General features: G+C 44.0%; 16 protein-coding genes. 13 read left to right on the forward strand and 3 right to left on the reverse strand.

What is annotated here, in order from left to right; all coding sequences use genetic code 11:
- Positions 1 to 28: 28 nt before the first annotated feature.
- Both dnaN and dnaA read right to left on the reverse strand, forming a co-directional pair.
- Positions 29 to 1138: a DNA polymerase III subunit beta gene (gene dnaN, locus L9W92_RS02075; protein WP_240082105.1), complete on the reverse strand. Its 1110-nt coding sequence runs from the start codon at positions 1136 to 1138 to the stop codon at positions 29 to 31.
- 205 nt (positions 1139 to 1343) lie between these two features.
- Positions 1344 to 2684, reverse strand: coding sequence for a chromosomal replication initiator protein DnaA (dnaA, locus tag L9W92_RS02080; protein ID WP_240082106.1), 1341 nt, complete (start codon positions 2682 to 2684; stop codon positions 1344 to 1346).
- A gap of 358 nt (positions 2685 to 3042) precedes the next feature.
- On the opposite strand from dnaA, the gene rpmH reads away from it, so the two are divergent.
- From rpmH to L9W92_RS02130, 10 genes are all read left to right on the forward strand, one after another.
- Positions 3043 to 3177: a 50S ribosomal protein L34 gene (rpmH, locus tag L9W92_RS02085; protein WP_240082107.1), complete on the forward strand. Its 135-nt coding sequence runs from the start codon at positions 3043 to 3045 to the stop codon at positions 3175 to 3177.
- 97 nt (positions 3178 to 3274) lie between these two features.
- On the forward strand, positions 3275 to 3619 hold the full coding sequence (gene rnpA, locus L9W92_RS02090; RefSeq protein WP_240082108.1) for a ribonuclease P protein component: 345 nt from the start codon (positions 3275 to 3277) through the stop codon (positions 3617 to 3619).
- On the forward strand, positions 3616 to 3822 hold the full coding sequence (gene yidD, locus L9W92_RS02095; protein ID WP_240082109.1) for a membrane protein insertion efficiency factor YidD: 207 nt from the start codon (positions 3616 to 3618) through the stop codon (positions 3820 to 3822). The genes rnpA and yidD overlap by 4 nt, the downstream gene beginning before the upstream one ends.
- A 94-nt stretch (positions 3823 to 3916) precedes the next feature.
- On the forward strand, positions 3917 to 4585 hold the full coding sequence (locus tag L9W92_RS02100; protein ID WP_240082110.1) for a YidC/Oxa1 family membrane protein insertase: 669 nt from the start codon (positions 3917 to 3919) through the stop codon (positions 4583 to 4585).
- Complete coding sequence (jag, locus tag L9W92_RS02105) at positions 4582 to 5202, forward strand: RNA-binding cell elongation regulator Jag/EloR (protein WP_240082111.1); 621 nt, start codon at positions 4582 to 4584, stop codon at positions 5200 to 5202. Before L9W92_RS02100 ends, jag begins: the two co-directional genes overlap by 4 nt.
- Before the next feature lie 94 nt (positions 5203 to 5296).
- Positions 5297 to 6679, forward strand: coding sequence for a tRNA uridine-5-carboxymethylaminomethyl(34) synthesis GTPase MnmE (gene mnmE / locus L9W92_RS02110; RefSeq protein ID WP_240082112.1), 1383 nt, complete (start codon positions 5297 to 5299; stop codon positions 6677 to 6679).
- Positions 6680 to 6690: 11 nt separating this feature from the next.
- Positions 6691 to 8586, forward strand: coding sequence for a tRNA uridine-5-carboxymethylaminomethyl(34) synthesis enzyme MnmG (gene mnmG / locus L9W92_RS02115; RefSeq protein WP_240082168.1), 1896 nt, complete (start codon positions 6691 to 6693; stop codon positions 8584 to 8586).
- Positions 8587 to 8801: 215 nt separating this feature from the next.
- A complete protein-coding gene (gene rsmG, locus L9W92_RS02120; RefSeq protein WP_240082113.1) occupies positions 8802 to 9521 on the forward strand; it encodes a 16S rRNA (guanine(527)-N(7))-methyltransferase RsmG in 720 nt (239 codons plus the stop codon).
- Between the two features lie 155 nt (positions 9522 to 9676).
- Positions 9677 to 10438 (forward strand): ParA family protein, encoded by a 762-nt coding sequence (locus L9W92_RS02125; protein ID WP_240082169.1) that lies wholly within the window; start codon positions 9677 to 9679, stop codon positions 10436 to 10438.
- Positions 10431 to 11348 carry a ParB/RepB/Spo0J family partition protein gene (locus L9W92_RS02130; RefSeq protein WP_240082114.1) on the forward strand — a complete coding sequence of 306 codons (918 nt, stop codon included), beginning with the start codon at positions 10431 to 10433 and terminating at the stop codon, positions 11346 to 11348. The genes L9W92_RS02125 and L9W92_RS02130 overlap by 8 nt, the downstream gene beginning before the upstream one ends.
- Before the next feature lie 31 nt (positions 11349 to 11379).
- Here L9W92_RS02130 and yyaC read toward each other — a convergent pair whose 3' ends face one another.
- Entirely contained in the window at positions 11380 to 11982 is a 603-nt protein-coding gene (gene yyaC, locus L9W92_RS02135; RefSeq protein ID WP_240082115.1) for a spore protease YyaC, read from the reverse strand.
- Between the two features lie 161 nt (positions 11983 to 12143).
- Here yyaC and L9W92_RS02140 point away from each other — a divergent pair, with 161 nt between their 5' ends.
- From L9W92_RS02140 to L9W92_RS02150, 3 genes are all read left to right on the forward strand, one after another.
- Positions 12144 to 13229 (forward strand): YkvI family membrane protein, encoded by a 1086-nt coding sequence (locus L9W92_RS02140; RefSeq protein WP_240082116.1) that lies wholly within the window; start codon positions 12144 to 12146, stop codon positions 13227 to 13229.
- A 61-nt stretch (positions 13230 to 13290) separates the two neighbouring features.
- Positions 13291 to 13974: a CvpA family protein gene (locus L9W92_RS02145; protein WP_240082117.1), complete on the forward strand. Its 684-nt coding sequence runs from the start codon at positions 13291 to 13293 to the stop codon at positions 13972 to 13974.
- Positions 13975 to 14027: 53 nt separating this feature from the next.
- Positions 14028 to 15440: an aminopeptidase gene (locus L9W92_RS02150; RefSeq protein WP_240082118.1), complete on the forward strand. Its 1413-nt coding sequence runs from the start codon at positions 14028 to 14030 to the stop codon at positions 15438 to 15440.
- Positions 15441 to 15459 lie beyond the last annotated feature (19 nt).

A 15459-nucleotide genomic window follows, 5' to 3' on the forward strand; every position in this document is an offset into this window, starting at 1 on the left:
TAATTAAACACTCCCAGTTCCAGATGTTTTATTCCTCTTTCACACGTACGGGCAGGAGTAAAGAAAAATAGTCTTCCTCACCTACCGGCCTAAATATTCCCGGACTGAGCGGACCGGCAAATTCTATATCAATTTCTTCATTCCCGATTACTCTTAACAACTCACTTAGATATTGCGCGTTAAAAGCGACTTTAATTGGTTCACCTTCATAATAAGCGGAAATTTCCTCATAAACCCGCCCGGCCACGGTGCTGGCCGAGATAACAGAAATTTTATCTTTTAAGTCAAGTTTGATCACGGATGATCCCTCTGTGGTTAATAAAGCGGCCCTTTCCGTCGCCTCCAAAAGTTCTTTTGTTTTTAAACGAACCCTTGACAGCAACTCTTGTGGAATTACCTGATGGAAAGGAGGAAACTTGCCATTAATTAAACGAGAAATAAAAGATATGTTCTCCGTAGCGAAAAGAACCTGGTTTTCTGTAATGGTAACCTGCACCGATTTTTCCGGTCTGCCAATAATTTTACTTAATTCATTTAGAGTTTTTCCCGGAATGAGCACTGATATGTCAATAATGCCGCAGTTGTCCGCGTTAACCTTGCGCCAGGCCAAACGGTGCGTGTCGGTAGCCACCATCTGCATCTGTCCGTTTTTCAATTCAAGCATGGCGCCTGTAAACAGCGGCCTGTTTTCATCCGTGCCGACGGCAAAAATAACTTGTCTGATAGCTTCTCTGAAGATATTTTCCTGAATATCAAAGCCGGTGTCACGCGAAGGTAAAGCGACTTCGGGAAATTCCTCCACCGGGAAGCCGTTAATATTGGTCTCCGATTCACCATATTTAATTATTACGCTCTCCGTCAAGGGATCTGATTGAAAAGAAATCGGAACGTCAGGCAACTTTCTGATTAACTCAGAAATATATTTGGCGGGTAAAACCGCCGCGCCTTTTTCAATAATGCTTGCTTTTACGGAACACTTGATCCCTATTTCTAAATCTGTGGCTGTAACGATGAGCAGATCGTCTGCGGTCTCAAATTTTATTCCTGAAAGGATTGGCAAGGGGCTTTTTGAGGATACGGCGCGCTGAACGGTCTGAACCGCAAATAAAAGGTCGTCCTTACTGCTGATTAAATGCATTTTTTTACTCCCGGTTAATAATATTATTATAAAATAAATTATTATTTTTTATTAATAGTAGTAGTAGCTGTTATTATGTGGATATGGTGGTTCCGCTGAGATATTTCTTAAAGAAAAAGCTGTTGATAAAAAAAAGATAAATTTTAATAAAATATTTTTTAAAAATAATTATCCACAGTTTGCAATTAAATAACAGAGTTATTTATTAACTGTTTTTTATTTTTTTTACTAGTTCAGAGACAACGTTCTGCAATGTATAATCCTCCTGCAGCTTGTTGCTTATTTTGTTGCACGCGTGCAGCACGGTGGTATGATCACGGCCTCCAAAAAAATCTCCTATTTTGGGCAGGGAAAGATCCGTTAGTTCCTTCGTCAAGTACATGGCTATTTGACGGGGAAAGGATATGGCGGTAGTTCTTCTCTTAGCCTTAAAATCCTCCTGACGGAGATTATAATAGTTGGAAACAACCTGTTGGATCAGTTCTACTGTTATTTCAGTCGGTTTTTCCGGCGGCAGTATGTCTTTTAGAACTTTCGCCGCCAGTTCCGGAGTTATTTCCTCGTTATATAAAGAAGCGTAAGCAATCACTTTGATTAAAGCTCCTTCAAGGACACGGATATTCGATTGAATTTTATCCGCAATATAAGAAATAGTGTCATCAGGCACCTGCAAGTTTTCTAATTGCCCTTTTTTTCTTAAAATAGCTATGCGGGTTTCCAGATCGGGCGGTTGAATATCAGTGATAAGGCCCCATTCAAAGCGGGAACGGAGACGATCTTCCAATGTCGGTATTTCTTTTGGCGGACGGTCACTGGATATGATTATTTGTCTGTTGTCTTCGTACAGAGAGTTGAAGGTATGGAAAAATTCTTCCTGCGTGCTTTCTTTTCCCGCCAAAAATTGAATGTCGTCCACTAGCAGGATATCCATATTGCGGTATTTATTTCTAAAATCGTTGGTGTTATAATCTCTTATAGAATTAATTAACTCGTTTGTAAATTTTTCGGATGTTACATAGGAAACTTTCATTTTGTTGTGATTTTCCAGAATAAACCAGCCAATAGCCTGCATTAAGTGGGTTTTACCCAGTCCGGCGCCTCCATATATAAATAAAGGATTATAGGTTTTTGACGGAGATTCAGCCACTGCAAGACAAGCGGCATGGGCAAACCGGTTGCTGTTGCCGATTACAAAATTTTTAAAACTATATTTTGGATTGAAATGCGTTGAAGATAAATCATCAGTATTTTTATCGTTTTGTTTTTTATTGGAAGATGCTATATCTGATATTTCGCTGGATATGAGAAACTTTACATCGATATCTTTGTTCAAGATATTTTGGAAAACTTCTTTAATTAGAGGAGCGTACCGGTCACTGAGCCAATCACGTGTAAAATAGCTGGGGGCTTCGATAATAATTGTATTTTCATGGCATCCAAGGGGTTTAAGTGATTTAAGCAAAGTCTCAAAGGAATATTTGTTTATTTTTTTTTGTAAAATCTGAAGTGATTGCTCCCAAAGATCCTGGACTTCACTTTTAATCATATAAACTCCTGGTTACCTCCTGAGAAAGAATTTTGTCAAAATTGAAATTTTTAAAGAAAGAAAATTAAACCCCAAAAATTCTCTCTGCTTTAAAAAGAGACCTTTTGAAGGTTTAAGTTAAGATTTTAGCTAAAGAAACTATTAATTAATGAATATATTTTGAAGTTTATTACTGTATTTGTAAATGGCTAATTAATCATACCAAGATTTACTTTATTAAGTCAATGCCTATTTTATCTCGCTTTATCTCTCTTCTTGTTATTCTTGACGTTAAAAAATGATTACTATATAATAGGTAGTGTGTGCCTAGCTATAGCGGCATTTTGCTTTTATTCCAAGTATAAAAGGGGTGTATTTGATGAAGCGTACCTACCAGCCGAAGTCACGCAAGCATAGAAAACTGCATGGCTTCTTAAAGAGAATGGCTGCACGGTCTGGAAGAAATATTATTAAAAGAAGGAGAATTAAAGGTAGAAAGAGATTAACTGCGTGAGGCCGCTGTATATTAAAGGTGGCCTTTCTAGCTATATGAACGTTTTAAGAGTATAGTTGGTGTTAATGGTTGGATATATTAGATAGCAGGAGAATTAATGACTGTTATTAATAAAATTAAAAAAAATAAAGATTATCGGAAAGTATATAGCTGTGGAAAATCAGTGGCTGACCGCTATCTAGTTTTATTTTTTTGGGTGAATAACTTGGAAACCAGCCGGTTTGGCTTTACAGCAAGTAAAAAAATTGGCAATGCCGTAGTAAGGAATAGGGTAAGACGCCTGTTTAAAGAAGTCTGCCGTTTAAATATAAATAAATTTCCAGTTGGCTTTGATTATGTTTTACTGGCGCGTAACGCCATCGTAGGGCGAAAATATCAACAGGTTGAAGAAAGCCTGTTAAAATTGTTGAAAAATATTACTTCTCGCAGAGGGCAGACATGAGGAAATTGTTAATTTTGTTGATTCGTTTATATCAAGTGTTTATATCTCCTTTAAAAATGCCTACCTGCCGTTTTTATCCGACTTGCTCACATTATGCTTTGCAAGCTGTACAAAAATATGGAATAATAAAAGGCGTCTGGATGGCAGTGAAAAGAATACTGAAGTGTCATCCTTTTCATCCCGGTGGATTTGATCCGGTATAAGTGTGGATAATTCTGTGTAAAAATGCTTATGCAGGTGGAAGGTAATTTGATCATATTTTTTTATTAACCGGTATTTGTTGGGAGGCATTGAGATTTGGAAATATTTAATGCACTTGTTGATGGTATGACCGGTTTAATGAATTGGTTATATCAGTTGACTGTACAGGCAGGGGTGCCAAGTTATGGTATAGCGATTATACTATTAACTGTTTTAATTAAAATGCTTCTTTATCCACTGACCCAAAAACAAATGAAATCTATGGTAGTTATGCAAAGGCTGCAACCGAAAGTAAAACAAATTCAAGATAAATGGAAGAATAAAGATCCGAAAAAAATGCAGCAGATGATCATGGATTTGTACAAGGAAAATAACGCCAATCCAATGGCCGGGTGTTTGCCGTTGTTGATCCAGTTGCCGATTTTAATAGCGCTGTACAGGTCATTGTATGCTTTTCCATTTATTAACGAGGCGCACGCGAGTTTTATTTGGGTACAAAATTTGAGTGGTACGGATCCTTATTATATTTTGCCGTTACTGGCCGGCATAACTACTTTTCTTCAGTCAAAAATGACTACATCCATGACAGATCCTACCCAGAAAACAATGCTTTATATGATGCCTCTTATTATTGTCTGGATATCGGCTACTGTGCCTGCGGGTCTTGCTTTGTACTGGGTTGTTTTTAATGTGGTCGGCGCAATACAGCAGTATTTTATTAATAAACAGAACATGCCGGTAAAGGAGGGAGCTAGTGGAAGGTGAAGGTTGTAGAGAAAACAGGTAAAACTGTTGAAGAAGCTGTTGGACAGGCTCTTCAGAATATGGGTGTTTCCATAGATGATGTGGAAGTGGAGATAATTGAGGAACCGACAAAAGGAATTTTAGGTCTGTTTGGAGCAAAGCCGGCAAGGGTTAAAGTAATTTTAAAAGAAGGGGCCTCCGAGAAGGCTGTTGATTTGCTGAATAATATCATCAAAAGCATGAATCTGCAAGTTGAGTTGGATGTGGTGGAGAAAAAAGATTTTCTTACTATAAACCTGAAGGGACCTGAATTAGGAATATTAATTGGCAGGCGAGGCGAAACACTGGATGCGCTGCAGTTCCTGGTAAATCTTTCAGTTAATAAAAATAAGGAAGTTAGAAGAAAAATAATTATTGATGTGGAAGGTTATCGTCACAGAAGAGAGGAAACGCTGCAAAAACTTGCCGTAAAACTGGCGAATAAGGCCAAGCAGCGAGGAAGAAGCGTAGTTTTGGAGCCAATGAGTTCGCAGGAAAGAAGAATCATTCACACTGCTTTGCAGGGAAGGGATGACATATATACTTTCAGTGAAGGTGACGAACCTTACCGTAAAATTATTATATCCCCGAAAAAATGATGATAAACCCAGCGGGCTGAACAGCAAGCTGGGTTTATAAATAGAAATCGGCAATGGGAATGAAAAGATTATTGTTTACCGGAAGGTGGTTGTATTGCAAGAAGATACAATTGCTGCTATTTCAACACCTTTGGGTGAAGGCGGTATAGGAATCGTCAGAATAAGCGGCCCTGAAGCTTTAAAAGTTTCTGGAAAAATATTTAAGTCAAAGAGAGCCGGTTTAAAGGAAATAAAAAGTCATAGAATGATTTACGGACATGTCTGCGACCGTCTGACAGGGGAAGTTGTTGATGAAGCGCTTTTTTGCTATATGAAAGCGCCGCATTCTTACACAAGGGAAGACATAGTGGAAATAAATTGTCATGGCGGCATGGTTCCCTTGAGAAAAACGCTTGAACTTGTCCTGGCGGAAGGGGTAAGATTGGCCGAGGCTGGTGAATTCAGCAAGCGGGCTTTTTTAAACGGCAGATTGGACCTGGCCCAGGCGGAATCTGTTATTGACCTGATCCGGTCCAAGACTGAAGCGGGGTTAAAACTCGCGGTTTCCCAATTAAAAGGTGATTTATCCAAGAAAATCAGAGAGATACAAGATAAAATACTTGGCATTCTGGCGCAGGTGGAAGTTAATATTGACTTTCCGGAAGATGATTTAGAAGAAGCAACCGGTAAGGATATTATTTGCGCCGGTGAAGTGTTGCTGGAACAAATAAAAAGTTTAATTAAAGGGGCGGACGCAGGTATTATTTACCGGGAAGGTGTCAAAGCGGCGATCGTCGGCAAGCCGAATGTGGGGAAGTCCTCTTTGTTAAATGCTCTGTTAAGGGAAAAGAGGGCGATAGTGACAGATGTGCCGGGAACAACCAGGGATGTTATCGAGGAAATAATTAATATTAAAGGAATTCCTTTAAGAATTATTGATACGGCGGGTTTGCGCGAGACCGAGGATTTAGTTGAAAAGATCGGCATGGAGCGGACAAGAGAGGCGACTGACCGGGCTGATCTGGTCCTGCCGGTGCTTGACGCGACAGAGGGATTGTCAAGGGAAGACTTTGCGGTATTGGCATTGGCGGGTGCTAAGAAATGCCTGGTTATAGTAAATAAAATAGATGTTCAAGATAAAAAAATAGATATGGAGGATTTGAAAAAGCTAGCCGGCGGCAGAAAGATAATCTGTATATCAGCCGAACAAGGGACCGGACTTGCTGAGTTGGAAGATATGATCGCCGATCTGTTGCTTTGTGGAAAAGTCGATCAATCCGACAGCTATATGGTTACAAATATCAGGCATAAACAGGCGCTGGAAAAGGCGGCGTTTCATTTAAGCGAGGCAATTTCGTCAATAAAAGGCATGGTGCCGGTGGATATAGTGGCCATAGACTTGCGTGAAGCCTGGGAGGCTTTAGGGGAAATTACCGGCATGTCCGTTACTGATGATTTAATTGAAAAGATTTTTAAAGATTTTTGTGTTGGTAAATGAGGCGGAAGATGATGGAATATTTTGCGGGAAATTATGATGTTATCATAGTTGGCGCGGGACATGCCGGCTGTGAGGCGGGGCTTGCCGCCGCGCGGATGGGCTGCCGGACGCTGGTTGTCACGCTGAATATGGACAACGTTGCGTTGATGCCCTGCAACCCGGCGGTTGGCGGGCCGGCAAAAGGACACCTGGTGCGGGAAGTAGACGCTCTGGGCGGGGAAATCGGCCTGAATACCGACCGGGCTTCTATCCAAATGCGCCTTTTAAATACCGCAAAAGGGCCGGCTGTTCAGGCTTTGCGCGCCCAGACGGATAAGAAATGTTATCAAAACGGAATGAAGCAGGCGCTTGAGCAGCAAAACGATCTAGATTTAAAGCAGGCGCTGGTTGAGCGGCTGTTAGTAAAAAATGGAAAAGTGTGCGGGGTGGCCACCTATACAGGGGCTGTATTTACGGCAAAAGCAGTTGTTTTAACAACAGGCACATATTTAAAAGGAAAGATTTTTATTGGTGATCTTTCTTATCCGGGTGGACCGAACGGGCAATTTCCATCTGTTGGATTATCAGGCAGCCTGGTCGAACTTGGCATCAAATTGAATCGTTTTAAAACGGGGACGCCGCCACGGATTGATAAAAAAAGCGTTGATTTTACCCGTATGAATATCCAGCCGGGGGATGAGAAAATGAAGAGGTTTTCCTTTTTTTCGCCTCCTTTTCATAGAGAACAGTTGCCGTGCTGGCTGACTTACACCACTGAAAAAACACATAGCTTAATCAGAGAGAATTTACACCGGTCGCCGTTGTATACAGGCGTGATTATGAGCCAGGGGCCGCGCTATTGTCCTTCCATCGAAACAAAGGTAGTGCGTTTTTCGGATAAGCCTGCCCATCAGGTTTTTATCGAACCAGAGGGCAGGGATACCACGGAAATGTACGTGCAGGGCATGTCCACAAGCCTGCCGGAGGACGTTCAATTGGCCTTGCTGCGCACCTTGCCGGGTCTTGAGCGGGTGGAAATGATGAGGGCGGGCTATGCTATCGAATATGATTACATTATTCCGGGTCAGTTGAAGCTTTCACTGGAAACAAAAATAGTGCCGGGGCTTTTTTCGGCCGGCCAGCTGAACGGCACATCCGGCTATGAAGAAGCTGCGGCGCAGGGCATTATTGCCGGTATTAACGCCGCACTTTATGTGCAGGAGAAAGAACCGCTAATTTTAGACAGAGCGCAGGCTTATATCGGTGTGCTGATTGATGACCTGGTTACTAAAGAGATTGACGAGCCTTACCGGATGCTGACCTCCAGGGCAGAATACCGGTTGCTTTTAAGACAGGATAACGCCGACTTGAGATTAACTGAAATAGGTTATAAAATCGGATTGATACCCGCTGACAGATATGAAATGTATGTGCAAAAAAAAGAACTTATTGAGAACGAAAAGGAAAGATTGAATCATACTGTTGTGCCGGTGACAGAGAAAACTAAAAAAATATTGGATGAAATAAAAAGCGCGGGTTTGCCGCAGCAGGGAATCACTCTGGCGGGGTTGCTGAGACGGCCGGAAATCAGCTATGAAAACTTGTTGATGCTGCCTGTGGGTCACCCTGATTTAGATGAGGAAGTGCGTGAGCAAGTGATGATTCAGATTAAATATGAGGGATATATAAAAAAGCAGCAGGCGCAGGCGGAACGCTTTAAACGTTTGGAGGAAAAAAAGCTTCCCGCGGATCTCGATTATGGAAAGGTAAAAGGCCTTTCTTTAGAAGCTAAAGAGAAAATGGAAAATATTAAACCCGCCTCAATTGGACAGGCTGCCAGGATTGCCGGGGTCACGCCGGCTGACTTGTCGGTGCTGTTGATTCATCTGGAGCAGAGAAAGAGACGGAAAGAAGATAAAGTTGAATAGTAAATATGGTAGCAAAGTTGCCTGGATTGGAGTGCGCTTGCAATAAGAGCGATTTTGAGTTTTGAGTACTAATTCAGGGAACGAGTGAGCCTGGGGATAAGAGAGGGAACTGTTTAAGCGAGAGTAGCGAGCGAGTTTGAACGAGTCCGAAGGCTAACAGTTCATACGTTTATAAGGGGCGAAGATATAATAATTTTTTAATTACAGGTGGACGGATGAGTGAGTTGCTGGAGACTCTCAAAAAAGGTTTAAAGGAAATGGGTATTGAAATAACGGAAAGTCAATTAGAATGCTTTCAATTATTTTACCGGTTGATCGTAGAAGAAAATAAGAAAAACAATATTACCGCGATAGTGGATGAGCAGGAATTTGCCGTAAAACACTTTATTGATTCTCTGACCTGCTTGAAGGCCGGTATGTTTAACGATGGCATGAAATTAATGGATATAGGCACAGGGGCCGGATTTCCGGGTATACCTCTAAAGATTTGCCGGCCTGGACTGGAAGTCGTTTTGATTGAATCTCAGGCTAAAAAAGTGAAATTTTTATTGAAAGTGATCCGAGCTATGGATTTAAAAAACATCTCCGCCATGCACACAAGAGCTGAGGAAATTGGCAGAAAGACGTTTTATAGGGGGTATTGCGACCTGGTCACGGCGAGAGCTGTTGCTGAATTGAGAGTTTTAGCCGAATATTGCCTGCCGGTGGTGAAGATTGGCGGGTTTTTTTTGGCGATGAAAGGGCCGAAACTTTTTGAGGAATTAGCGGCGGCGGAAAAAGCAGTTAATATACTTGGAGGGGAAATTGCAAAAATTATTAAATTAAATTTACCTGTTACTGGTGATGAAAGAAACCTGGTGGTTGTTAAGAAAATAAAGCCGACCCCTGAAAAATACCCGCGGCGTCCCGGAGTTCCCTTGAAAAAACCTGTTTAAAATTTGTTTTGCACTTCACAAATTCACCCTTAGGTTGACGCAACAAAGCAATCCATCAATTTAAATTAAGGAGATCTTTTTCGCGGCAGGAACCAGGATAGAAAATGTTGAATTATTAGGTTTATTCTGCTGGAATAATAGTGGGGGTGGAAAAAGTGGGGAGAATTATCGCCATTGCCAACCAGAAGGGAGGAGTTGCCAAAACGACCACGGCGGTTAATTTAAGCGCATGGCTTTCCCTGATGGGGCAGAAGGTTTTGCTAGTGGACATCGACCCCCAGGGAAATGCGACGACCGGCGTGGGAGTAGACAAGGAAAAAGTTAATCTTTGCATATATGATGTTTTGATTAATCAGTTAGATATTGAGAAAGTGATAGTTACGAGCGCGGTGGAAGGTTTAGACTTGGTTCCGGCCACTATAGAGCTTGCCGGGGCGGAAGTTGAATTGGTAAATGTGGCTGAGCGGGAGAAGATCTTAAGAGCATCTTTAAGCGTAATTAAAAACAAATATGACTTTATTTTTGTTGATTGCCCGCCTTCATTAGGTTTGCTTACATTGAACGCCTTAACAGCGGCCGGCTCCCTGATAATCCCGATACAGTGTGAATATTACGCCCTGGAAGGCTTAGGACAGCTGTTAAATACTATCGGCATGGTGCAAAAAAATTTAAATAAGGAACTGGTCATCGAGGGTGTGCTGTTAACTATGTTTGACGGGAGAACAAATTTGGCCATACAGGTTGTTGACGAGGTGAAAAAGCATTTCAGGGAAAAGGTATACAGATCTATTGTGCCGCGAAACATCCGTTTAAGCGAGGCGCCGAGTCATGGTAAACCGGTGATGGTGTACGACAAGCGCTCAAAAGGCGCGGAAGTTTATCACGAACTCGCTAAGGAAGTGATCGGCATTGAGTAAGCGCAGAGGTCTTGGCAAGGGTCTGGAAGCGCTCATTCCAAGTATAGAGAGAAGTATGGCGAGTCAAAAAGAGAATCAAGAAGAATATAAAGAAATTAACATTGACGATATTAAGCCGGCGCCCGGTCAGGCAAGACAGTTGTTTAATCAAGAAAAGCTGGCGGAACTCGCCGCTTCAATTAAAGAACATGGTGTTATCCAGCCTGTCGTGGTCAGGCCTTCGAAAGGCGGCGGGTACGAGCTGATTGCCGGGGAAAGGCGATGGAGGGCCTGCCGGCTCCTGGGACATAAGGTCATACCGGCTGTGGTGAAGGACTACCACGATTTAGAGGCTATTGCAGTATCGCTTATTGAAAATGTGCAGCGTGAGGATTTGAATCCTTTGGAAGAAGCGTCTGCATATCAGCAATTAATAAAAGATTTTGGGCTGACGCAGGATGAGGTTTCCGGCCGGGTTGGGAAGAGCCGGCCTTTTGTGGCAAATATGGTAAGGCTTTTGGAATTGCCGCCGGAAATAAAGGAAATGCTTGCCGGGGGGCAGTTGAATACAGGTCATGCCAGAGCCCTGCTGGCGATACGGGAACCCGAAAAACAATTGGCTGTGGCAAAAAAGATCTCCAAGCAACAGTTGAGCGTGCGTCAGGCGGAAAAAATGACAAAGCATATCAGCGAAGGAAAAAAAGATATTAATAATAAAATTGTTATTAATAATTTTGTGCGAGAATTAGAAGCAGCTTTGAAGAATTATTTTGAAACGCCTGTAAAATTAAAAGAAACTGCCGGCGGGGGCGGCAGGCTGGAGATAAATTACCGCAGCAAGGACGAATTAAAACGGATTATTGAAATGATGCTGGGCAAAGAAAATGTTTCACGTGAAACATTTTCTGCTGCCGTGAACAAGAAAACTTGATATTTCGCATAAACTTGATAAACGCCTGGGGCTAAAGACCCCAGGCGTTTATCTTTTTATACTCGGGAATGGCCCTCTTGAGTCCGTTTGCTATGACATCAGCTATTCTCATCACTAAATTCAACCTGGTATTTTGCAGCACCAGGTACTCCATGAACCCGCCGATGTTCACTATCCCAGTAATATGGATTTGTCCCACCGGTGGAAGATTTTTGTTGACACCCGCGCCTGGAAGCAAGGAGCCGTCTCCTAGATTAACATAACCGACATTTTCCAGCTTGCCAAGTGACGCGTCGATAGCAATGACAAAAGGATCCTGGTAATTTTTTTGAATTTCTTCGATCGTTTCCCGCAGGTTGCTGGCATGTATCGGCTTTTCCAATGTGCCGTAAACAATATAAAAGTCTTGATCGCCCGAATCGATAATGCTGCCGACTAAAGGTCCAAGACAGTCGCCGGTGGAGCGGTCGGTACCAATGCATAATAATACTTTCGGGCTCTCCGGGCGGACTGCGAATCTTTTAAGTCTTATGGCGAGATCCGTGGCAAACTTATTAACCGCGGCAGTATCTTCAATATTTATACAAGTCTTCTCTATGTTCGTTATCGTATTTAATTGACCTATGTTTTTCATTGACAACCCTCCTGAAGTGCAAACTAATATAGTTATTGCCGCGAGGGTGGTCAATTATTCCTAAATAAAAAAATTTTTTAAATGCATTAGTTTAGCTGATTGGCATAAAAATTCATATACGGAACCTTAAGATGAAAAATTAGCCCGGAGGAAGGGCGCCAATGCCGCGTTCACAAAGCAATTTATTGCTGCTGGCCAAAGTTGTGACTGCATATGTCGGCTCTGTGATAGGGGCAGGTTTTGCCTCGGGGCAGGAAATAATGCAGTTTTTTATTTTACATGGCTGCAACGGGCTATTAGGTGTTGTCCTCTCGACGGTATTGTTCGCATACCTGGGCGGCCTGGTGATGTTCCTTTCGGTAAAGATGCGCGCAACCAGTTATAAGGAACTGATCATATTTCTATTGGGAACCAAAGCCGGAAAAATAGTGGATGTGTTAAATCTGTTAATGCTAATGGGCGGCCTGAGCGTGATGATGGCGGGCAGCGCCGCTGTTTTTGGCGAGCATTTCGGTTTGCCGGCCCGCGCGGGGGTATGGGTGGTGATTGTTTTGACATCACTGGTGATCATGGGCGGGCTGAATGGAGTGCTGACGGCTAATGTCTTCCTTGTTCCCTTAAAGCTGCTGGCTGTCGTGTTGATCGCGCTGATTGCCATATATAAGGCGAAAGAAGCAATTTTTCTGATTCCGCAGGCGACGCCTCTGGGCGGTGTGGCCGATTCCTGGGTGTGTGCCGGTTTTCTTTACGTATCATATAACATGGTTGTGCCGGTGGCCGTGCTTTCATCGCTGGGCGGCAGCATTCCGCTAAAGATTGGCGTCGCCGGCGGAATAACCGGAGGCTTTTTGCTGGGTTTATCTGTGTCCATAGTAACGGCGGCGGGTTTATTATATCTTCCCGAAGCCGCGGCCTACGAAATTCCTCTTTTATTTCTCGCCAATAAACTCGGGCTTGTTTTTCACTGGTTGCTCGGGTTTCTGATCTGGCTCGCCATTATTACGACCGCGATAGCTGACGCCCATGGGATTGCCAGCCGGCTTGCACCCCACGGAGGCGTTAATTACAGGTTTTTCGGCATATGCGCCTGCCTGCTTGCCCTGCCGTTCGCCGGCTGCGGCTTTTCCAATTTAGTGCGTCTTTTATATCCCCTGTTCGGATACGCCGGTTTAGTATTGCTAGTGTGCCTGTTAATAATTCCGCCTATTAGATTTTTGCGCAATTGCAAAAAAAGTTTCATATCTTAGAAAGATTCCGTATAATTGTTATGTGGTGTGATGATTTAGATATTTAAGCGGAGTTGGTCAAATGAATTGGTTGGATTGGTTGATTGTAGCGATCCTCGCCTGGTCCGCCTGCCAAGGACTGCGCCGCGGTCTTTTCATTAGTGTGGCGAAAATGGCCGGGCTGCTGGCCGGTTTAGCTGCAGCCTATTTTTACCACCGGCCTTTAGCTGATTATTTATCTGCCCGCTGGCACCTGGAGGAACTAATGTTTCCCTTGACCGGGCCTTTATTAAAGTTTTGGCAACCCGCCGCGGATGTTGTCAGTCCTTTCGCTGCGGGAAAACAGCTGTCCGGTGATTACGTCACCAGGCTGGTTGCCGGCACCATTCTTGAAGCGCTGACCTTTTTAGCGCTGCTGGCGGCCACTGTCTGGCTGGTAAACGCCGCCGGGCTTATTTTAACAAATTTTGCCGGCTTTAGCCTGCTTGGGCCGCTAAATCGCCTGGGCGGACTGTTATTCGGATTTTTAAAAGGTCTGCTGTTTGTGCTGATTATTCTCACACTGCTTTCACCGTTTCAACAACAGAACCCGTTTTCCGGCGGTTATCGGGGCACACCGGAGACTGCCGTTCCGCAGGGTAAAGCTTTTAGGGATTCCGCACTGATAACGTACTTTAATCCGCTGATTAATGTTCTTAACAAAACGCTTCCGGGAGGTATGCCGGGTAAAAATATGCTGCCCTCCGGACCGGCTAATAGCATTTGACTTGCCAAAATGGTGATAATAAATTGAATATCAGACACGGGAGGATTTGAACTGTGACAGCATCCAAAGAACAGCACCCCGCTTCCAAACTAGCCTACCGCAGACAAAACGCCTGGGACTGCCTGGGCGAGGCGGAAAAAGCCGGGGTAATGGCCTTCGCCGGTGATTATAAAAAATTTTTGGACGCGGCTAAAACGGAAAGAGAGGTAATTGGAGTAACAGTAAGGCATCTCAATAATATTGGCTTCCGTCCGTTGAACAGTATGATGAAATTAAAGCCGGGCGACAGGATCTACACGGTCAACCGGCACAAAGCTTTAATCGCAGCCGTTATCGGAAAAAGGTCCCTGGAGTATGGTTTGCATGTTGTCGGCGCGCATGCCGACAGCCCGCGCCTGGACCTGAAACCAATGCCTCTTTTTGAAGATGAGGAAATGGCCTTTTTTAAAACGCATTATTACGGAGGCATAAAAAAATATCAGTGGCTGTCTATTCCGCTCGCCCTGCACGGAATAGTGGTAAAAGCCGATGGGGATCCGGTTCAAGTGACGGTTGGAGAGAGACAGGGCGACCCTGTCTTTACAATCCCCGATCTCCTGCCTCATTTGGCTAAGGACCAAATGGATAAGAAGATGGCGGACGCCGTGCCCGGGGAAAACCTGAACATCCTGGTGGGAGGCATCCCCCTGCCGGGGAGCGAATTAAAAAAACGGTTCAAGCTGGCCATTCTCGAATACATGAATCGTGAATATGGTATTGTGGAAGAAGATTTAATCAGCGCGGAACTGGAGTTGGTTCCAGCCTGGCCGGCTATGGACGTGGGTTTTGATCGCAGCTTTGTCGGGGGCTATGGGCAGGACGACCGTGTTTGTGTTTACACCGCTCTGCGTGCTCTGGCGGAAACCTCTTTGCCTGAGCGGACTGCGTTGGTCCTGCTGTCTGATAAAGAAGAGATCGGCAGCAGCGGCAACACGGGGATGGAATCTGTTTTTTTCACGAACACGGTAAGGGAAATCGCTGCCCGCTGCGTTTCAAATTACAATGAATTGACGGCTCGCCGTGTTTTGGTTAATTCGCTCGCGCTGTCCGCCGACGTTAACGCCGGTTTCGACCCGAACTATGGAGATGTCAGCGAAAAGATGAATACCGCCCGCCTTGGCGCGGGAGCAGTCCTGACCAAATATACCGGAAGCAGGGGCAAGTATGAGTCTAATGACGCGCATGCGGAAGTGGTGGCACTGGTGCGCAAGTTATTTAATGAGGCCGGGGTGATCTGGCAGACTGGCGAGTTGGGCAAAGTAGACCAGGGTGGCGGCGGCACTATCGCCCACCTGCTGGCCGACCACGGTATGGATGTGCTCGATTGCGGGGTGGCCCTGCTGGGGATGCATTCGCCTTTTGAGGTGGCCAGCAAGGTGGATATTTTTATGGCTTACAAAGGATATAAGGCGTTTTTTTCTGGATAACCAATATTTTCATGTTGAT

The sequence above is a fragment of the Pelotomaculum terephthalicicum JT genome (assembly GCF_022410535.1).
In the GTDB taxonomy this organism is placed as follows: Bacteria; Bacillota; Desulfotomaculia; order Desulfotomaculales; family Pelotomaculaceae; genus Pelotomaculum_D; species Pelotomaculum_D terephthalicicum.